This window comes from Kitasatospora sp. Xyl93, from assembly GCF_055383135.1.
In genome coordinates this window covers 3,666,973-3,686,366 of the sequence record NZ_AP029185.1, presented here as the reverse complement: position 1 = coordinate 3,686,366, position 19,394 = coordinate 3,666,973, and the positions used below count along the sequence as shown (strand labels likewise).

Below are 19,394 nucleotides of genomic sequence, written 5' to 3'. Positions count from 1 at the left end.
CTTCCCACTCCTGCTGTCCGGGGCGGCCGAGCGGTCGACCGACGGGGGCAGCCGCTGCCGGCGGTCAGCCGAAGGCGGCCAACAGCCGCTGCTCCTTGGCGGGTTCGATGCCCTGCCGGACCGCCGCCCCCGGCCTCCCCTTGCGTCCCTCGGCGTCGGTGTCCTCGGCCGGTCCGCGCGTCCGCAGCCACTCCCAGGTGTCCCGGGCCGTCTCGGCGAACGGCCGGCAGCGCAGCCCGGCCGCCTCCGCCCGACCGGTGTCGGCCAGCCAGGCGCCCGCCAGCTGGGGCAGGTCCGGTGCCCAGAAGGGGAGTTCGACCCACGCGCCGACCTGGTCCGGCCCCTCGGCGAGCAGCGGCCCGTCCGGTACCCAGACCAGCTCGGTGTCCGCGGCGCCCGCGACCTCCCGGCAGGTCTCCAGCCACGCGCCGAAGGTGAGCCGGCCGGGCGGCGCGGTGGTGACGAACCGCCCCGCCGTTCCGGCTGTCAGCAGGTCCAGCCCGAAGCCGGCGAAGTCCCGGACGTCGATCACCTGCATGGTCCGCCGGGGATCCCCCGGCGCGAGCACCCGGCCGCCGCGGGCCATCCGCTCCAGCCACCAGGGCAGCCGACCGCCGAACTCGTACGGTCCGACGAGCAGCCCGCTGTTCAGCACCAGCGTGCGCCCGACGCCGAACCCCTCCAGCACGGCGCGTTCGCAGCCCGCCTTCAGGGCGTTGCCGGGCGGCTGGTCGGGCGGGGTGTCGGCGGGGCAGGGGTGCGGTGCGGAGTCCTCGTCGACCACCCGGGCGGGCCAGTCGGCGAAGGCGTGCACGGACGAGACGAAGGTGTAGTGGCCGGCCCGCCCGCGCAGCAGCCGGGCGCTGAGCGCCGCCTGGGCGGGCTGCTGGGCGGAGGTGTCGACGACGGCGTCCCAGCTGCGCCCCTCGACCAGCCGGGCGAGGTCCTCGGTGCTGTCGCGGTCGCCCCGGACGGCCTCGACGCCGGGCAGATCCGCGGCGCTGCGGCCGCGGTTGAAGGTGGTGACCCGGTGGCCCCGGGCGAGGGCCTCGGCGGCGTAGGCCCGCCCCAGGAAGGACGAGCCGCCCAGCAGAAGGATCTTCATGCCGACGAGCCTCTCCCGGCCGCCCCGCCCGTACGCCCGGATTCGCGGTCAGCAGACAGCGGCCCACCGGATGCCGCGCGGCGTCCGGTCCGACGTGCCGCCCCACCCGGCCCCGCTTAGCATCCGATGTGTACCGCGCTCGGCGACCGCACCCCGGCCCGGTGCACGACCCGGACGGCGGACCCACCCGCCGCAGCCGGCCCGAACGGCCGCGGGACGCCGAGCGGTTCCGCCGCCCGGCCGCCCGCCCCGGACGAAGGACCCGCGATGAACCAGCCCGAGCTGGAGGCCCTGGCCGCCGACGCGTACGTCTACGGCTACCCGCTGGTCGCCGGCCTCACCATGGTCGAGCGCTTCGCCCGGGGCGGCCTGGGCACCCTCCCGGCGGCGCCGTTCAACCAGGTCAGCCACGCCACCCGGCTGGCGGGCCCGGCCGACGACTTCGTCTCGGTCAACAACGACACCGTCTACTCGATCGCCCAGCTCGACCTCTCCGAGGGCCCGCAGGTGCTGAGCGTCCCGGACACCGCGGGCGCCTACTACGTGCTGCAGTTCATCGACGCCTGGACGGAGAACGTCGCCTACCTCGGCCGCCGGGCCACCGGCACCGGCGCGCAGACCTGGCTGATCGTCCCGCCCGGCTGGCACGGCACCCCGCCGGACCCCAACCGGGTGATCGAGCTGCCGACCACCGTCGGCACCCTCGTCGGCCGCTTCGCCTGCACCGGCCCGGACGACCTGCCCCGGGTCCGGGCCCTGCAGGCCGGCCTGGAGCTGCAGCCGCTGGAACCCGGCGGCCTGGTCGCCGGACTGCCCGAGCCGGACGGGGACGTCCCCGAGCGGCTGGCCTTCTTCGAGCGGATGCGGGTCTGGATGCAGGCCTTCCCACCCGCCACCACGGACATCGAGTACCAGCGCCGCTTCGCCCCGCTCGGCCTGCTGGACGACGGCGCCTCGCCGTACCGCGCGGCCGCCCCCGAATGGACGCTCGCGCTGGCCAAGGGCCTGGCCGCCGGCCGGGAACGCGTCGAGGACGCCACCCGCCCGCCCGAGGACCACCCGCCCGGCGAGTGGCGCAGCGCGCTCCACCTCTTCGACTACAACACCGACCACCTGGGCCCCGGCACCCTGGACGACCCCGAGTGGCGCATCCCCGACCGCCGGGCCGCCTACCTCAGCCGGGCCGCCGCCGCCCGGGCCGGCCTCTGGGGCAACCACGCCTACGAGGCCTCGTACGCGATGACCTACGACGACTCCGACGGGCGGCCGCTGACCGGCGCGCACCGCTACACCCTGCGCTTCGACCAGCCGCCCCCGGCCGGGGCGTTCTGGTCCGTCACGATGTACTCCGTCCCGGACTACTACCTGGTGGAGAACCCGATCGACCGCTACTCGATCGGCGACCGCACCCCCGGCCTCGTTTACGGCGAGGACGGCTCCCTCACCCTGACCCTCCAGCACGACCAGCCCGAGGACCCGGCGGCGGCCGCCAACTGGCTCCCCACCCCGCCCGGCGAGTTCCGCCCCATCCTCCGCATCTACCAGCCCGAGCCCGCCGTCCTGGACGGCACCTACCAGGTCCCGCCGATCCACCGGCTCTGAACACCCCGCGCCCACCGAGGCGCCCGCGCGAGAAGTCGGCCGGGCCGACTTCCTGTGCGGGAGTGTCATGAATCAGGTGGACACTCTGATCAAGGGAGATACTGATGAGCTCGCGGACGGATCACCGGATCGGGTCGGTTCCTGACGGGTCGGTTTTGTCGGAGTCGGGAACTGCCGATGCCTTGGGCATGGGTCCGAGGAAGAACACTGGCGGGTCGGACGTGGTGGCGTCGGTCGCGGAGCCGGCGGCCGAGCAGGCCAGGGCCGGCGGGATGCAGCTGCTCGGTGAGGGCGGGCTGCTGCAGCAGCTGACCCGGCACCTGCTCCAGGAGGCATTGGAGGCCGAGATGGACGAGCACCTGGCGTCCAGTGCGGAGCCGGGCCGATCGGTGCGCAAGGGCGGCAACGCGCGCAACGGCTACCGGATGAAGACCGTGATGACCGAGGCCGGCCCGGTCACGCTCGAGGTGCCCAGGGACCGGGCCGGCACGTTCGAGCCGAAGGTCGTGCCCCGGCACGCGCGCCGTACCGAGGGCCTGGACAACCTCGTGGTCTCGTTGACCGCGAAGGGCCTGACCAGCGGTGAGATCGTCGCGCACCTGGCCGAGGTCTACGGCATGGCCACCAGCAAGGAGACCGTCTCCACGATCACCGACCGGGTGCTGGAGGGCATGGCCGACTGGCGCACGCGTCCTCTCGACGCGGTCTACCCGGTCCTGTTCGTGGACGCGGTGAACGTCAAGGTCCGCGATGGCCAGGTCGCCAACCGGCCCGTCTACGTGGTCCTCGGTGTCACCGCGGACGGCTACCGCGACATCCTGGGCCTGTGGACCTCCAGTGGTGGCGAGGGCGCCAAGTACTGGCAGTCCGTCCTGACCGAGATCAAGAACCGCGGAGTGAAGGACTGCCTGATCCTCATCTGCGACGGCCTGGCCGGCCTGCCCGACGCCGTCGCCCAGGTCTGGCCCCAGACTGTGGTGCAGACGTGCATCGTCCACCTGCTGCGGAACTCCTTCCGCTACACCTCCAAGCGGGACTGGGCAGCCGTGGCCCGCGACCTCAAGCCCGTCTACACCGCGCCGAACGAGGCCGCGGCCCTGGAGCGGTTCGCGGACTTCGCCGCCGCGTGGGAGGCGACCTACCCGGCCGTGGTGAAACTCTGGGAGAAGGCATGGCCCGAGATGGTGCCCTTCCTCGCCTTCGACGCCGAGATCCGGAAGATCATCTGTACCACCAACGCCATCGAGAGTCTCAACTCCCGCTACCGCAGGGCCGCCGGTGCGTGCGGTCACTTTCCCAACGAGCAGGCCGCCCTCAAACGGCTCTACCTGGCCACCCTCGCGCTCGACCCCACCGGACGCGGCCGGCAACGCTGGAGCAACCGCTGGATGGCCGCCCTCAACGCCTTCGACATCGCCTTCGACGGGCGCCTGTCAGCCGGACGGGCGTAGGCCACCCGGCCCACACCCACCAGAACATCAACACCTAGGCCAACCGGGTGTCGTACACCTAGATCGTGATAGTCCCTCCTGTGCACCGCCCGGTGCCCGCTATTTGCCATGTCCGAGGGGTGTGGCGAGGTGTTCGGGGTGGGCGTTGCCGTGGCCGTGCCCGCATGAGAAGTCGGCGGGTCCGACTTCTCACGCGCTTCGCGGGGACGGAGGGGCCGAAGCACGATTCGGCGTGCACGAGAAGTCGGCCGGGTCGACCTCTCACGCGCGCTTCGCCGGGAGCTGGGTGGCCGACCCATCCGGTCGGCCGAAGCGTGGGCTTGTCGTGCGTGAGAAGTCGGCCGGGTCGACTTCCTGTGCACCGCCCGGTGGGCTGTGCCCGCTGTTGCCGTATCTGAGGGGTGTGGCGAGGTGTTCGGGGTGGGCGTTGCCGTGGTCGTGCCTGCATGAGAAGTCGGCGGGCCCGACTTCCTGTGCAGTCTCTGCGGCTGTGCCCGCTGTTACTGCCCCGAGGGGGAGGCTGTTGCCGTGCCCGAGGTGTCCGACGTGGGGGCCGCCGTGGTCGTGCCCGAGGGGGACGGGGAGCCGGACGAAGACGGCGACGGGGACGACGTCGGTGAGCCGGAGGCGGTGGGGGACGTGGTGGGCGAGGCGGTGGCGGACCCGGTCGGCACCGGTGTGGTGGGCGGTGTCGAGGGGGGAGTCGAGGAGGGCGACGGATCGACCGGGGAAGTGGCCGATCCGCCGCGGTTGTGCGGCCCGCCCTCCAGGGTGACCACCGCCTGCGAGGGCGGCAGCGCGATCCGGGCGGTCCAGGGAGTCGTCGGCGCCCGGTCCTCGTCCACGGTGACGATCACGGTGATCCGCTGGCCGGGCGCCAGGGTGCCGGAGTCGCGGCTGAGCCGGAGCCAGTCGGCCTCCGTCACCGCGTGCCAACGGATCTCCGTGGTGCCGGAGTTGGTGAGGGTGAGGACGGTCCGGTTGCCGTACTCGCCGGCCTCGACGGTGAGCAGCCCGGCCGGGGCCGGATCGCCCGTGCCCGTCGCGGAGGCCCGGTCGACCGACGGGGCCGGTGCGGCGACCAGGCCGGGGCCGTCGAGCGGGGTGGCGCCGTGGGTCGGGACGGGGATCACCGCGCCTTGGAAGAGGAGCCGCGGAAACTCGGGAAGCAACGTTTCTGCACCGCCCGCACCGGCGCCGCCCCCTGCCATCCCGGCCCCGGCTCCCGCCAGCTCCATCCCCGGCATCCGGGACGCACCCGGCCCCGCCGGACCGTCCACCGCGGGCCGCGGCCGCTGCCCCGTGGGCCGCCCGGTCTCGTCCACCCGCACCGCCGACACCGCGGCCGCCGACCCGGCCCCGCCACCGCCCCGGTGCCCGGCCCAGAGCGCGACCACCGGCGCTGCCAGGACGGCCGCGAGCACCCCGGTGGTCACCACCCGCCGGCGCACCGCCAGCCCGCGCCCCGCGTCCGGCGCCCGGTGCCGGGGGAAGCCGCCCTGGTCGAACCGCGGCCCCGGCTCCGCCCCCCGGGCCGCCGCCGCGCCGGTGACCGAGCCGGTGACCGCGGCCGCCCCGGATAGGTCCGCCGGAGCCCGCAGCAGCGCCAGGCCCGACAGCCCCGCCGCACCCTCCGCCGCCTCGCTCGCGGCCACCCGCTCCGCCGTCCCCCGGCAGGTCGGGCAGTCCACCACGTGCTGCACCAGCTCCCGCCGCAGCGCCGGGCCGAGCACCCAGTCCCGCCAGGACTCCGCCCCGGCCCCGCCGAGCCGGTCCAGTTCCGGGCAGCTGCCCACGCCGAGCACCAGCAGCGCCGCCCGAGTCCTGGCCACCTCGGCCTCGGCCCCGGCCAGCAGCGCGCGGGTCCGCTCGAACGGCAGGCCCAGCACCGCCGCGACCTCCAGCGGGGTCAGCCGGTGCCGGACGGACAGCTCCAGCGCCTCGCGCTGTTCCGGGTCGGTGCCGGCCGCCTCCGGCCAGGCGAGCGAGGACAGCTCGCGCCGTCGCCGGGCCGCCTCGGTCTCGTCCGGCTCGGCCCCGGGCGCCCGCCCGGCCCCGGTGCCGGTCACGTCCGGGCCGTCGCCCGCGAGCCGGCGCAGGCAGCAGTACCGGGCCAGCGAGAACAGCCAGGCGCGCAGCAGCCCGGGTTCGGCCAGCCGGGCGCCGTGCCGCCGCGCCAGCTCGCGGACCTCGCGCAGGGCGTCGGCGGCCGCGTCGTGCTCGCAGAGCACCGAGAGGCAGTAGGTGAACAGGCCGTCCACCTGCCGGTCGTACGCCGCGAGCGCGGCGGCGGCCCGCGGCCCGGCCGTCCGGGCCGTCCCGGTCGCACCGGCCGCCCCGGCCGCCCCGGCCGTCGGAGCCTGGGCGCCCGTCCCACCCGACCGGCCCGACCGGCCCGCCCCACCCGACCTACCCGACCAGGTCGGACCAACAGTTCTCGTCGTCACCCGTCCGACGGTAGAGAACGCGGACGGCTGATCCCGGCCATTCGCCGCGTATGTACTTCTTTCGGGTAACAACATCGCCCATCTGTGTGGACGCGCGGCGAGCCGCCGGGCGAGCCGGACGGCCCGTCGCTGTCGGACCCAGGCGCTACGGTGGGCCGCATGCCTCCGCGTTCCAAGACCACCGCCAAGCCCCGCCCGGCGTACCGCTGCACCGAGTGCGGCAACCAGTTGCCCAAGTGGGTCGGCCGCTGCCCGGAGTGCAACGCCTGGGGCACGGTCGAGGAGTACGGCGCGGTGCCGATCCGCACCACGGCCGCCGGCCCGGTCAGCGCGCCCGCCCGCCCGATCGCCCAGGTGGACGGCCAGGTCGCGACGGCCCGCTCGACGGGCGTGCCGGAGCTGGACCGGGTGCTCGGCGGCGGCCTGGTGCCCGGCGCGGTGGTGCTGCTGGCCGGCGAGCCCGGCGTCGGCAAGTCCACCCTGCTGCTGGACGTCGCCGCCAAGGCGGCCACCGCGCAGCACCGCACGCTCTACGTCACCGGCGAGGAGTCGGCGAGCCAGGTCCGGCTGCGCGCGGACCGGATCAACGCCCTCTCCGACCACCTCTACCTCGCCGCCGAGTCCGACCTCGGCGCGGTGCTCGGCCACATCGAGGCGGTCAACCCGGGCCTGCTGATCCTGGACTCGGTGCAGACCATCGCCTCCGCCGAGCTGGACGGCGCCCCCGGCGGCCCGGCCCAGGTCCGCGAGGTGGCGGGCGCGCTGATCCGGGCGTCCAAGGAGCGCGGCATGGCCACCCTGCTGGTCGGCCACGTCACCAAGGACGGCCAGATCGCCGGCCCGCGCCTGCTGGAGCACCTGGTGGACGTGGTGCTGAGCTTCGAGGGGGACCGGCACGCCCGGCTGCGGCTCATCCGCGGGGTCAAGAACCGCTACGGCGCGACCGACGAGGTGGGCTGCTTCGAGCTGCACGACGAGGGCATCGTCGGCCTGGCCGACCCGTCCGGCCTCTTCCTGACCAGGCGTGACAAGCCCGTCCCCGGCACCTGCCTCACCGTCACCCTGGAGGGCAAGCGCCCGCTGGTGGCCGAGGTGCAGGCGCTGATGGTGGATTCGCAGATCCCCTCCCCGCGGCGCACCACCTCGGGCCTGGAGTCCCCCCGGATCGCGATGATCCTGGCCGTGGTCGAGCGGCACGGCGGGGTGAAGCTCGGCAAGCAGGACATCTACACCGCGACGGTCGGCGGGGTGAAGCTGACCGAGCCCTCCGCGGACCTCGCGGTGGCGCTCGCGGTGGCCAGCTCCTCCACCGACACCCCGCTGCCCAGCAACCTGGTGGCGATCGGCGAGGTCGGTCTGGCGGGCGAGGTGCGGCGGGTGACGGGCGTGCAGCGGCGGCTCGCCGAGGCGCACCGGCTGGGCTTCACCCACGCCCTGGTCCCGCCGGACCCGGGCAAGGTGCCGCCGGGCATGAAGGTGGTCGAGGTGGCCGACATCGGCGAGGCGCTGCGGGCCATCCCGGGCCGTCGCCGCTCCGCCGCCAAGCCGCGCACCGAGGCCCGCGGTGAGGCACCGTCGGCGCCGCCGGCCCCGCGCTCCGCCCGGGCCGCGGCCGGCCCGGCGGCGTACCCCGAGGAGCTGATGGAGGGCTGGGAGCCGCTCGACTCCGACGAACTGCGCTGACCCAAGCCCTGCCGAAGCCACACACAGTTAGACTTCCCCCAGTCTCATTGGCCAGAAGGCAGTACCGAGCGGTACTGAGCGACAGAGCAACAGACCGCGGACCGGCGCACGGCGCGAGGCGCGCGGCACGGGTCGACCGGAGGAGTCACGTGGCAGCCAGCGACCGGGGGGCGGACAAGGCCTCCCGCGAGGAGGCCCTGCTGCGGGCCTCCCTCACCGCCATCGCGCCCGGTACCGCGCTTCGTGACGGCCTGGAGCGGGTCCTGCGGGCCAACACCGGCGGTCTGATCGTGCTGGGCTTCGACAAGGCCGTCGAGTCCCTGTGCACCGGCGGCTTCGTGCTGGACGTCGAGTTCAGCGCCACCCGGCTGCGCGAGCTGTGCAAGCTCGACGGCGCGGTGGTGCTCGACAAGGACATCACCAAGATCGTCCGGGCCGGCGTGCACCTGATGCCGGACTCGACCATCCCCACCGACGAGACCGGCACCCGCCACCGCACCGCCGAGCGGGTCAACCGGCAGACCGGCTACCCGGTGGTCGCGGTCTCGCACTCGATGCGGCTGATCGCGATGTACGTCAACGGCACCCGCCGGGTGCTGGAGGACTCCACCACGGTCCTGTCCCGCGCCAACCAGGCACTGGCGACGCTGGAGCGCTACAAGCTGCGCCTGGACGAGGTGGCCGGCACGCTCTCCGCGCTGGAGATCGAGGACCTGGTGACGGTCCGGGACGTCACCGCCGTGGCCCAGCGCCTGGAGATGGTCCGGCTGATCGCCACCGAGATCGCCGGCTACGTGCTGGAGCTCGGCATCGACGGCCGGCTGCTCTCGCTCCAGCTGGACGAGCTGATCGCGGGCGTGGAGCCGGAGCGCGAGCTGGTCGCCCGGGACTACTTCCCGGAGCGGGCCGCCAAGAAGGGCCGGACGGTCACCGAGGTGCTGGCCGACCTGGAGGCGCTCACCCACGCCGAGCTGCTGGACCTCCAGACCGTCGCCAAGGCGCTCGGCTACTCGGGCACCCCGGAGTCGCTGGACTCCGCCGTCTCGCCGCGCGGCTACCGCCTGCTGGCGAAGATCCCGCGCCTGCCGAACACCGTCATAGAGCGTCTGGTCGAGCACTTCGGCGGCCTCCAGAAGCTGCTCGCCGCGAGCATCGACGACCTGCAGACCGTCGAGGGCGTCGGCGAGACCCGCGCGCGCTCGGTCCGCGAGGGCCTGTCCCGCCTTGCCGAATCGTCCATCCTGGAGCGCTACGTCTGACCGGACGCGCCCCCGTACGGACGCCGGAACCCGGCGATGGCCCCCGGAGAAACGCTTCTCCGGGGGCCGCCGCATGTCCGCCAGGCTCGTTCCCAGGCAAAGACGAAACCCCCGGACACGACGGAGCCCCGGACACGACGGAGCCCCGGCCGCTCGGCGGCCGGGGGCTCCGGGGGAAGTTGACCGGTTCTCAGCTGTCCAGCCGGATCGAGGCCCGCGCCGAGACCTTGTCCCCGGAGAGCCCGGTGAGCTCCGCGAGCACCACGTAGGTGCCGCTCGGCGGCGGCGTCTGGTCGGCGGTCGCGCACTGCGGCTTGCTGCGGCTGCGGTCCCAGGTGAAGGTCTCGGTCTGGCTGCCGCCCGCACCGAGCTGCACCCAGATGCTGCCCTTGTCGGCCGGGCAGTCGCCGGAGGACCAGACCCGGTCGTTGTTGCTGCCGCTCACCGTGATCACGGAGGCGGTGCGGCCCAGGTCCACCCGGCAGTTGGTGCCGGAGGAGTTCTTGACCGTCAGGGCCAGCCGCGGCTTGTCCTTGGGCTGGTACGAGTTCTGGGTGCCGGCCAGCTCCAGCGCCACCTGGGAGGAGGCGCAGACCGGCAGCGCCATGATCTCGGGGGTGTTCACCGCCGGGGCGCCGCCGCCCGGGCCGCCGGAGCCGCCCGTACCGCCACCGCCACCGGCGCCGCCGGCGGCCGGCGCCGCGCCGCCCCCGGGGGCCGGGTTGGCACCGGCGCCGGTGCCCCCGCTGAGGTTCACCTCGGTGCCGCCGCCGCCCGCGACCGGGCCGCCCCCGGCACCGCCGCCACCCGGGCGCGCCGCGGGGCCGCTCGGGGAGGCGCCGGGCGTGATGGCCTGGGCCGGGGTCTGGTTCTGGGACGGAACGGCCTGTGCGGCCTTGCCCGATGAGCCGCCGTCACCGCCCCCGCCCTGATCGATCATCAGCCAGGCGATCAGCGCGACGACCGCCGCGACGGCGACGAGCACGACGACGCGCCGACGCCAGTAGATCGAGGCCGGCAGTGGTCCGACGGGTTGACGCAGAGAAGGCACGACCAAACTCTACGAGACTGTGTGTGGCGATTGACTCACCAACACCGCACAGTCACCCCTTCCTTCACATGATCCGCCATTTGATCCGTTCGAGCGAGCGCCAATCGGACGATTTCCGGGGAGTTTCCCGGGAGGATCCGGAGCGGTCTGATCCACTTCGGCCCGGTCGGCGGGCATGGGAGGATCGAAGGGCCATGATTGCCATCACCGCCCCCGCCACCGCCGCCGACGCCGTTCCCGCCCCCGCCGGCGCCGTCCGGCCGCCGCTGCCCCTGCCGCTGTTCCACTCGACCGTCCTGGACTGGTACGAGGCGAGCAAGCGCGACCTGCCCTGGCGGGCCCCCGACGCGACGCCCTGGGCCGTCATGGTGAGCGAGTTCATGCTCCAGCAGACCCCGGTCAAGCGGGTGCTGCCCGCCTGGGAGGCCTGGCTCACCCGCTGGCCGACCCCGGCCCACCTCGCCGCCGAGGCGCCCGGCGAGGCGGTCCGGATGTGGGGCCGGCTGGGCTACCCGCGCCGGGCGCTGCGCCTGCACGCGGCCGCGGTGGCGATCACCGAGGAGCACGAGGGAGAGGTCCCGGACGACCACGCCACCCTGCTCTCGCTGCCCGGGGTGGGGGAGTACACCGCCGCCGCCGTCGCGTCCTTCGCCTTCCGCCAGCGGCACGTGGTGCTGGACACCAACGTCCGCCGGGTCTTCGCCCGCGCGGTGACCGGGGTCGAGTACCCGGCCCAGGCCACCACCGCCGCCGAGCGCCGCACCGCCACCGCGCTGCTGCCGGACGACGCCGAGACGGCCGCCACCTGGGCGGTCGGCGTGATGGAGCTGGGCGCGCTGGTCTGCACCGCGCGCGGCCCGGAGTGCGGGGACTGCCCGCTGTTCACGGCCTGCGCCTGGCAGCGGGCCGGACGCCCGCCGTACGAGGGCCCGGCCCGGCGCGGCCAGTCCTACGAGGGGACGGACCGCCAGGTGCGCGGCAAGCTGCTCGCGGTGCTGCGCGACTCGCACGGGACGGTGCCGCAGGCCCGGCTGGACGCGGTCTGGCCGGACGCGGTGCAGCGGGCCCGGGCACTGGACGGCCTGGTGGCGGACGGCCTGGTCGAGCCGGTCGAGCAGGGCGTCTACCGGCTGCCCCAGTAGGCGCCACGCACGAACGGAAGGCGCCCCCGGGCGGACGAACCTCCCGGGGGCGCGTACGGGGCGGAGCCGTCAGACGGCCGCCGCCTCCAGCGAGGACTCGGCCGGCTTCTCGTCCTTGCCGGCCCCGCGCAGCGGCACCTCGCGCAGGAAGAACGCGGCGGCGATCGCGATCACGGCCACCCCGGCGCCCCACAGGAAGACGGTGTGCATGCCGTTGGACACCGCGTGGTGGTAGGCGTCCTGGACGTTCTCGGGCAGCTTGCGCAGGTCGGCCATGCTCATCTGGCTCGGGTCCTGCACGCCGCCGCCGGCGGTGGCCTGCCCGCCGAGCTTCTCCGTCATGGTGTCGGTCACCCGGCTGTTGAACAGGGCGCCGAACAGCGCGACGCCGAAGGAGCCGCCGATGGTGCGGAACAGGGTGGCGGTGGAGCTGGCCACGCCCATGTCCTTGAGCTCGACGCTGTTCTGCGCGACCAGCATGGTGATCTGCATCAGGAAGCCCATGCCGGCGCCGAGCACGACCATCCAGCAGGCCGAGGTGAAGCTGCTGGTCCCGGTGCCCATGGTGGAGAGCAGGAGCAGGCCGGCGGTCATCACGAGGGTGCCGATGATCGGGTAGATCCGGTACTTGCCGGTCTTGGTGACGGCCTGGCCGACCACCAGGGAGATCACCAGCATGCCGAACATCATCGGCATCAGCAGCAGGCCGGAGTTGGTCGCCGAGGCGCCCTGGACCGTCTGCTGGTAGAGCGGCAGGAAGACGGTCGAGCCGAACATCACGAAGCCGACGATGAAGCCGATGATCGAGACCAGGGTGAAGTTCAGGTTCGTGAACAGGCCCAGCGGCAGCATCGGCTCCTGCGCCCGCTGTTCCACGTAGCAGAAGGCGATCAGCGAGGCGGCGGCGAGCGCGGCCAAGCCGAGGACCTCCTTGGAGCCCCAGGCGTACTCCTGGCCGCCCCAGGTGGTGATCAGCACGAGCGAGGTGATGCCGACCGTGAGCAGGACCGCGCCCGGGTAGTCGATCTTCGCGGTGCTGCGGACCTTCGGCAGCTTCAGGGTGACGACGACCACGGCCAGCGCGACCACGCCGAGCGGCAGGTTGATGTAGAAGGTCCAGTGCCAGCTGAGGTGGTCGGTGATGAAGCCGCCGGCCAGCGGGCCGCCGATGGTGGCGAGGGCCATCACCGCGGCGAACATGCCCTGGTACTTGCCGCGGTCGCGCGGCGGGACGAGCGCACCCATGATCGACATGACGCCGACCATCAGACCGCCGGCGCCCAGGCCCTGGACGGCGCGGAAGCCGATCAGCTCGTTCATGTTCTGCGACAGGCCGGACAGCGCCGAGCCCACCAGGAAGACCACGATCGAGGTGAGGAAGGTGCCCTTGCGGCCGTAGAGGTCGCCGAGCTTGCCCCAGATCGGGGTGGAGGCGGCGGTGGCCAGGGTGTAGGCGGTGACCACCCAGGACAGGTGCTCGGCGCCGCCGAGGTCGTGGACGATGGTCGGCATCGCGGTGCCGACGATCAGGTTGTCGAGCATGGCCAGCAGCATGGTGACGACCAGGCCGACCATCACGAGGCGGATCTCGCGCGGTGACCGCGGTTGCTCCTCCTCGGCCGTCCTGTCCTCCGGCACCGGGCCGGCGGTCTTGGGCTGTGACATGAGGTGGGTCTCCCGGAGGGTGGTGCGGACGGAGCGTCGTGCCGTGCGGCGGCTCACTTACTTGTCGCCCGGCTAGTTTATCGACCGTCGGCACGGTAGGTTGTTCCCTAGCCGGTCGTCAAGCCAGTTTCTCGACCGACCGTCTGGGCAGGGAGAATGAGCCCGGGGCGGACCACCACCCCGGGGTCCGCAGTAGTCACCGACGCAGTCATGAGGCAGGCCATGGGCACTCCGCACAGCCCCCGCAGCGACACCCGGGCTCGCATCATCGAGGTGTCACTGGAGCTCTTCGCGGAGCAGGGCTACGAGCAGACCTCGCTGCGCGAGATCGCCGACCGCCTGGGCGTCACCAAGGCCGCGCTCTACTACCACTTCAAGACCAAGGACGACATCGTCCTCGGCATCGTCGAGCGGATGGCCGCGCCGATCGACGAGACCATCGCGTGGGGCCGCAAGCAGGCCTGGAGCCCGACGACGCGCGACGAGCTGATCCGCCGCTTCGCGGACGGGATGGCCGAGCGGGCCCCGCTGCTGCGCTTCTTCCACGAGAACCAGCCCGCGCTGCGCGAGTCCCCGGCCGGGCTGGCCTTCAAGGACCGCATGATCACCATGATGCAGCTGGTGCACGGGCCGGAGGCGGACTTCCACGACCGGCTGCGGGCCGCGATGGCGCTGTTCACCGTCCACTCGTCGCTGTTCCTGCTCAAGCAGGACAGCGCGGACTGCGGCGAGGCCCGGAACGTGTGGGGCGAGCAGCCGCCCCCGGCCGGCCTGGACGAGGCGATCGGGGCGGCCCGGGACATCGCGCTGGAGATCGGCGCCGGGATCCGCCACTCCGCCCCCGGCCACCCCGCGTCCAGCGCGGGCTGAGGGTCGCCAAGGGCGCTCAGTGGAGCACCCGGGGCGGCTCAGAAGTTCGTGACGCCGTGCCCCGCGAGGTACGCGATCGGGTTGACCACCGCGCCGTAGCGGTTGCTGGTGCGGATCTCGAAGTGCAGGTGCGGGCCGGTCGAGTTGCCGGTGCTCCCGGAATACCCGATCCGCTCGCCCGCCGGCACCCACTGGCCCGCGGAGACGCTGACCGAGGACATGTGGGCGTACTGCGCGAAGTGGCCGTCCGCCAGCCGCAGCACGACCTCCTTGCCGTACGCGCCGTCCCAGCCGGCCGAGACCACGGTCGCGTCGCCGACCGCCAGCAGCGGCGTGCCCGGGGAGACCGCGAAGTCCACCCCGGTGTGGTACCCGGCCGCGTAGCTGCGGTTGGGCTTCCCGTACGGGTTGCTGGTCGGCGCGTTCGGCACCGGCGCCGACCACCCGGGAGCCGGGGCGGGCTCGGGCTCGGGCTCGGGTGCAGGGGCGGGCTCGGGGGCCGGCTCGGGGGCGGGTTCCGGCTCGGGCGCCGGAGCCGGCGGTTCGAGCGGCAGCAGGTTGGCCGCCACCGCCACGAACTCCTGCGCGGAGTCGCCGTCGTCGGGCAGCTTGTACGGGCTGGGCCCGGCCACCTGGACCAGCCCCGCGCTGGGCACCTCCGCCCTGGGCACGGTGAAGGCCGAGCTGCCCGGCGTGGTGGGCAGCACGGTCTGCGCCGAGGCGGTGCCCGGGGTGGCCACCAGCAGCACCCCGGCGAGCAGCACGGCGGCCGCTCCGGCCGAGACCAGGGCGTGGTCGTGCTCGGCCCGCTGCCGGCTGCCCGGCAGCGTGGTGTGCCGGGGCGACGCGAGCGAGCGCAGCGGTGCGGCCTGGGTGCGGACGGCGTGGCCGATCCGGGGCAGCCAGACGGCGGCCTGGGCCGCCGTGCGGGCGGCGAGCCGGCGCAGGGCCGGCCCCACGGGCGGGACGGTGGACATCGCTTGCCGTACCTCACGGTCGAACGAGGGCAGCACGAGGAGCCCGTTCGGGCGCGTGCTGAGCGGGGGACCACTCAGGTGTAACGGTCACCGAGCGGAGTCCCAAACGGTGTGACGTACTACGGCGTGTAGTCATCGTGGCGCCGGAGATTCAAACCGACGGAGTAATGATCATGTGATCGGATCGTCGGTGCCCGCCTCGCGGCGTCCGCCGGTTCCCCGGCCCCCGCTACTACCGTCGGTCGTACCGCGCCGGAGGCCTGTGACCAGCACCACGCGCGGCCGGCGTTTGGCGGGCTCGAACCGCTTTCGGTCCGCACCGCTGACCGGCCAGGCCCGCTGCGGGACCATCGAGCCATGTACGGCAACAGGAGTGAAGTCCCCGACGCCAGTGGCCGGCCGGCCCTGCCGGACCGCCGCTTCGCCGCCCTGCGCGGCTGCGAGCGGCTGCTGTCCGGCGTCCGGCCGCAGACCATCCGCGAACGCCTCGCCGACCTGGCCGGGCCGCCGCCGGACGCCGCCCCCGGCCCGTACGGCGGCGCCGACCTGGACGGCCGCCCGGACCAGTACGGCGACGGCGTGGTCCGCACCCTGGAGCAGCGGGTCGCCGAGCTGCTCGGCACCGAGGACGCGGCCTTCTTCCCGACCGGCACGATGGCCCAGCAGATCGCCCTGCGGATCCACGCCGAGGCGGCCGGGACGCGCACCGTGGTCACCCACCCGCTGGCCCACACCGACCGGCACGAGCGGCATGCCCTCGGCGTCCTGTCCGGCCTGCGCAGCCTCTGGCCCACGACCGCGCCGCGCCAGCCCACCGCCGAGGAGCTGCGCGCCCTGGACGAGCCGTACGCCGCGCTGAGCCTGGAGCTGCCGCTGCGCGACGCCGGGTTCGTGCTGCCCGGCTGGGCGGAGCTGGTGGAGCTGGCCGCGGTGGTGCGCGAGGAGCACGGTGCGGCGCTGCACCTGGACGGCGCCCGGCTCTGGGAGTCCGCGGTCGCCCTCGGCCGGCCGCTGCCGGAGGTCGCCGCCCTGGCCGACTCGGTCTACGTGTCCTTCTACAAGACGCTCGGCGGGATCAGCGGCGCCGCGCTGGCCGGCCCGGGCGGCCTCGTCCGCACCGCCCGGGCCTGGCGGCACCGCTACGGCGGGCAGCTCTACCAGCAGTGGCCGTCCGCGCTGGCCGCGCTGACCGGGCTGGAGCGCGAACTGCCGCGGCTGGCCGGGTACGTGGCGCACGCCCGGACCGTCGCCGGGGCGCTGGAGCGGGCGTTCGCCGCCGTCCCCGGCGCCCGGGTGCACCCGTCCCCGCCGCACACCCACCAGTTCCAGCTCTGGCTGCCGTACCCGGCGGGGGAGTTGGAGGAGGCCGGGCTCGGGCTGGCCGAGGGCACCGGGACCGGGCTGTTCGGCGCCTGGCGCGAGGACGGGCCGCCGGGGCTCTCGATGACCGAGGTCACGGTCGCCGCGCCCGCCCTCGACTGGACCGGCGCCGACGTCGCGGTGGCGGCCGCCGCCTTCCTGGACCGGCTGCCGGCCGTCCGGTCCTGACAAAGCGTCCGGCCCGCCCCCGCGCACTGCGGGGACGGGCCGGACGTGGAGGTGTCAGAGCTGCCTGGTCACAGGCCGATCGCTACCGGAGCGACGATCAGTTGTCGACCGGGCGGACCCGGATCCAGGTCTCCAGGTAGTTCGAGGACTCGTTCTCGACCTCGATGCTGGTGCCCGTCTTCGGGACGTCGACACCGGCGTACTGGTCGTCCTTGCTCCACCACGACTTCAGGTCGTTGAACTCGTCGACGCCCTTGGCCTTCGGGATGACGGTCTCGACGCCCTTGTTGTGCAGGGTGAGCGCGGGGACGCGGCGGGAGCCGAAGGTGGAGTCGAAGCCCTGGACGCGCGGCTTCATCAGGCTGCCGTCGGTCCACTTCAGCACGTTCGGGTGCGAGTCGACCGGCAGGACCAGGCCGTGGCCCGGGTGGGCGCTGACGTTGTTGTCGGTCTGCGACTCGTCCCAGAACCAGATCAGCAGACCGGGCTGGTAGGAGTAGTGCTCGACCCAGCTCGGCTTGTCGGCGAAGCCGAAGTTGTACGGGCCGGTCTTCAGGGTCTGGTCGAAGGACACGTACTGCCGGTTCTCCGCGATGTAGTACTGCGCGTAGTCCTTGGTGTACGAGCCGCCGAAGCGGGAGAACCCGTCGGCCACCCAGCCGTTGTCACCGTTCTCGACGTCGTCGCTGAACACGGCGGCGCCGTCGGCGACGACCGCGATGTTGTCCAGCGTCAGGCCGCGGAAGTGCAGGCCGCCGTCGGTGGTCTGGTGGTAGCGGAACTTGACCTTCTGGCCCGCGTAGGCGTCCAGGTTGAACGACAGGTCGCCCCAGGCGGCAACCTGGCCGCTGAGGGCCGGACGGTCGTTCTCGCGCGGCAGCGCGGTGCCGTTCCAGGTGCCGTCGATGACGGTCCAGGACTTGCCGCCGTCGGTGGAGACCTCGCCGAACGCGTAGTCGAAGTCCTGCTCCAGCTCGTACCAGGCCTTGGCGTTGATGCTGGCCTTGGTCTTGCCGGTCAGGTCGACGTCGCGGGTGAGCGTGACGTTCAGGTTGTCGGCGCTGCCGCTCCACCACTCACCGGCGCCGGCGAACGGCTTGTTGATCTCGGTGGTGATGCTCTTCTTCGGCAGGTCGACGATCAGGGCCTGCGGCAGCTTGCTGTTGTACTCCGCCGGGCCGATGTGGTGGGTCGACTCGGTGCCCGCCTTGGCGCGGTCGACCTTCAGCCAGCCGAGCTGGTACTTGCTCCAGGCGTCGAGGTCGTTCGGCATGTCGCCGATCGCGTCCTTGCCCTCGCCGAGCCAGGAACCGGAGGACATCAGCGACCAGAAGCCGACCGAGTTGTCGATGCCCTTGCCGGCGGTGTCGTAGAGGTCCGGCAGACCGAGGTCGTGGCCGTACTCGTGGGCGAAGACGCCGAGGCCGCCGTTCTCCGGCTGCATCGTGTAGTCGCCGACCCAGATGCCGCTGCTGCCGACCTGGACGCCACCGAGCTTGTTGCCCTCGGGGCCGGCCGTGCCCTGCAGGTTGCCGTAGACGTACGAGCGGTGCGCCCACAGGGCCTTCTTGCCCTGCTTGCCGCCACCGGCCGACTTGTCCTCGCCGGCGTGCACGATCTGGAAGTGGTCCAGGTACCCGTCGGGCTGGTTGAAGTTCCCGTCGTGGTGCGAACCGTAACGGTCCCACTGGTCGTACTGGGCCAGGGTCGCCTTGATCTGGGCGTCGGTCTGACCCTTGGCCAGCTGGTCCTTGTACCAGATGTCCACGGCGTCGCGGATCAGGTCCTGGGCGCTGGCGCAGACGTTGGAGCCGCAGTAGTCGGAGCCGTAACGGGCCTCGTTCCACGGGACGCGGACCCAGTCCGTGACCACGCCGTCGACCGAGTAGCGGCCCGAGGACTGCTTCTCGTAGTAGGTCTTCAGCGAGGGCTTGTCCTTGTTGAAGTACAGGTCCTGGTAGTGCTGCTGGTTGTAGTCGGCCTGCCACTCGGTCGAGTTGTCGGTGGCGCGGTCCGGCTTCTCGATCTCGTTGTGCTTCGGGCCGGGCTCACCGCCGTACTTGACCTTGCCGTCCGGCGTCGTGGTGGTGTTGTCCACCTGGTCACCGAAGTCGACCAGGATGGTGAAGATCTTGTCCGTGCGCTCGCGGGCGAGCTCGACGTACTTGTCCTTGCCGAGCTTCACGCTGGTGCTGCCGTTGTGCTGCTCGACCTCGGCGGTGCCGTTGAGCAGCTTCTCGGTGGCGGCCTTCTGCTCCGCCTCCACCTTCGCGGTCAGCGGGCCCGGAAGGTTGTGCTCGGTGTTCTGGACGGCCTCGGCCGGGTCCTTCGGGACCGGGGCGGAGCCGGCGGCGACGGCGGTGCCCGGAAGCAGGCCCGCGCCGAGCGTGACTATGACCGCTGCGGCTGTGGCGACCGCAGCGGTTCTCCTGGTGTTCTTCAACGTTGTGACGTCCTCCCCGACCGGGGCCAGCTCATGGCCAAAGCCCGGCAAACCAAAATGAAAGACAGGTGGACGTCATTTGATACAAGCGTGCACAGAAAAGATAGACCTTGACCGTGACATGGTCACGGCGCTATGCTCCGCGACCCCC

13 protein-coding genes are annotated in these 19,394 nt (G+C 73.2%); 7 read left to right on the top strand and 6 right to left on the bottom strand.

Translation table 11 applies throughout. The features are described from left to right. Positions 1–64: 64 nt before the first annotated feature. Positions 65–1,105, bottom strand: coding sequence for an NAD-dependent epimerase/dehydratase family protein (locus tag ACZ5GH_RS16360; protein WP_464334570.1), 1,041 nt, complete (start codon positions 1,103–1,105; stop codon positions 65–67). Between the two features lie 267 nt (positions 1,106–1,372). On the opposite strand from ACZ5GH_RS16360, the gene ACZ5GH_RS16355 reads away from it, so the two are divergent. Together ACZ5GH_RS16355 and ACZ5GH_RS16350 are read left to right on the top strand one after the other, a co-directional pair. Continuing rightward, the gene (locus tag ACZ5GH_RS16355) at positions 1,373–2,707 is read left to right on the top strand and encodes a DUF1254 domain-containing protein (RefSeq protein WP_464334569.1); all 1,335 of its coding nucleotides are present in this window, start codon (positions 1,373–1,375) and stop codon (positions 2,705–2,707) included. 188 nt (positions 2,708–2,895) lie between these two features. Continuing rightward, the gene (locus tag ACZ5GH_RS16350) at positions 2,896–4,158 is read left to right on the top strand and encodes an IS256 family transposase (protein WP_464334568.1); all 1,263 of its coding nucleotides are present in this window, start codon (positions 2,896–2,898) and stop codon (positions 4,156–4,158) included. 500 nt (positions 4,159–4,658) lie between these two features. On the opposite strand, the gene ACZ5GH_RS16345 is transcribed toward ACZ5GH_RS16350, so the two are convergent. Beyond that, positions 4,659–6,605, bottom strand: a complete 1,947-nt coding sequence (locus ACZ5GH_RS16345; protein ID WP_464334567.1) for a BACON domain-containing protein — start codon at positions 6,603–6,605, stop codon at positions 4,659–4,661. 159 nt (positions 6,606–6,764) lie between these two features. Between ACZ5GH_RS16345 and radA the strand changes: the two genes are divergently transcribed. Both radA and disA read left to right on the top strand, forming a co-directional pair. After that, positions 6,765–8,288: a DNA repair protein RadA gene (gene radA, locus ACZ5GH_RS16340; RefSeq protein ID WP_387752859.1), complete on the top strand. Its 1,524-nt coding sequence runs from the start codon at positions 6,765–6,767 to the stop codon at positions 8,286–8,288. Positions 8,289–8,488: 200 nt separating this feature from the next. Next, on the top strand, positions 8,489–9,547 hold the full coding sequence (gene disA / locus ACZ5GH_RS16335; protein WP_387753192.1) for a DNA integrity scanning diadenylate cyclase DisA: 1,059 nt from the start codon (positions 8,489–8,491) through the stop codon (positions 9,545–9,547). A 190-nt stretch (positions 9,548–9,737) separates the two neighbouring features. Here the strand turns inward: disA and ACZ5GH_RS16330 are convergent, their stop codons facing one another. Further along, entirely contained in the window at positions 9,738–10,598 is an 861-nt protein-coding gene (locus tag ACZ5GH_RS16330) for a hypothetical protein (protein WP_387752861.1), read from the bottom strand. A gap of 194 nt (positions 10,599–10,792) precedes the next feature. On the opposite strand from ACZ5GH_RS16330, the gene ACZ5GH_RS16325 reads away from it, so the two are divergent. Continuing rightward, a complete protein-coding gene (locus tag ACZ5GH_RS16325) occupies positions 10,793–11,740 on the top strand; it encodes an HhH-GPD family protein (protein WP_464334566.1) in 948 nt (315 codons plus the stop codon). A gap of 69 nt (positions 11,741–11,809) precedes the next feature. Here ACZ5GH_RS16325 and ACZ5GH_RS16320 read toward each other — a convergent pair whose 3' ends face one another. Further along, positions 11,810–13,405 carry an MDR family MFS transporter gene (locus ACZ5GH_RS16320; RefSeq protein ID WP_464334565.1) on the bottom strand — a complete coding sequence of 532 codons (1,596 nt, stop codon included), beginning with the start codon at positions 13,403–13,405 and terminating at the stop codon, positions 11,810–11,812. Positions 13,406–13,627: 222 nt separating this feature from the next. Between ACZ5GH_RS16320 and ACZ5GH_RS16315 the strand changes: the two genes are divergently transcribed. Further along, entirely contained in the window at positions 13,628–14,275 is a 648-nt protein-coding gene (locus ACZ5GH_RS16315) for a TetR/AcrR family transcriptional regulator (RefSeq protein ID WP_464334564.1), read from the top strand. 38 nt (positions 14,276–14,313) lie between these two features. Here ACZ5GH_RS16315 and ACZ5GH_RS16310 read toward each other — a convergent pair whose 3' ends face one another. Further along, positions 14,314–15,252 carry a M23 family metallopeptidase gene (locus tag ACZ5GH_RS16310; protein ID WP_387752873.1) on the bottom strand — a complete coding sequence of 313 codons (939 nt, stop codon included), beginning with the start codon at positions 15,250–15,252 and terminating at the stop codon, positions 14,314–14,316. A 357-nt stretch (positions 15,253–15,609) separates the two neighbouring features. Here ACZ5GH_RS16310 and ACZ5GH_RS16305 point away from each other — a divergent pair, with 357 nt between their 5' ends. Further along, positions 15,610–16,800, top strand: coding sequence for a threonine aldolase family protein (locus ACZ5GH_RS16305; protein ID WP_464334563.1), 1,191 nt, complete (start codon positions 15,610–15,612; stop codon positions 16,798–16,800). Between the two features lie 97 nt (positions 16,801–16,897). Here ACZ5GH_RS16305 and ACZ5GH_RS16300 read toward each other — a convergent pair whose 3' ends face one another. Beyond that, complete coding sequence (locus ACZ5GH_RS16300) at positions 16,898–19,243, bottom strand: immune inhibitor A domain-containing protein (protein ID WP_387752878.1); 2,346 nt, start codon at positions 19,241–19,243, stop codon at positions 16,898–16,900. Positions 19,244–19,394 lie beyond the last annotated feature (151 nt).

Bases quoted from the DNA above. Each gene is read 5' to 3' on its own strand.
- ACZ5GH_RS16360 (WP_464334570.1), bottom strand. From the start codon at position 1,105: ATGAAGATCCTTCTGCTGGGCGGCTCGTCCTTCCTGGGGCGGGCCTAC.
- ACZ5GH_RS16355 (WP_464334569.1), top strand. From the start codon at position 1,373: ATGAACCAGCCCGAGCTGGAGGCCCTGGCCGCCGACGCGTACGTCTAC.
- ACZ5GH_RS16350 (WP_464334568.1), top strand. From the start codon at position 2,896: ATGGGTCCGAGGAAGAACACTGGCGGGTCGGACGTGGTGGCGTCGGTC.
- radA (WP_387752859.1), top strand. From the start codon at position 6,765: ATGCCTCCGCGTTCCAAGACCACCGCCAAGCCCCGCCCGGCGTACCGC.
- ACZ5GH_RS16325 (WP_464334566.1), top strand. From the start codon at position 10,793: ATGATTGCCATCACCGCCCCCGCCACCGCCGCCGACGCCGTTCCCGCC.
- ACZ5GH_RS16320 (WP_464334565.1), bottom strand. From the start codon at position 13,405: ATGTCACAGCCCAAGACCGCCGGCCCGGTGCCGGAGGACAGGACGGCC.
- ACZ5GH_RS16315 (WP_464334564.1), top strand. From the start codon at position 13,628: ATGGGCACTCCGCACAGCCCCCGCAGCGACACCCGGGCTCGCATCATC.
- ACZ5GH_RS16310 (WP_387752873.1), bottom strand. From the start codon at position 15,252: ATGTCCACCGTCCCGCCCGTGGGGCCGGCCCTGCGCCGGCTCGCCGCC.
- ACZ5GH_RS16305 (WP_464334563.1), top strand. From the start codon at position 15,610: ATGTACGGCAACAGGAGTGAAGTCCCCGACGCCAGTGGCCGGCCGGCC.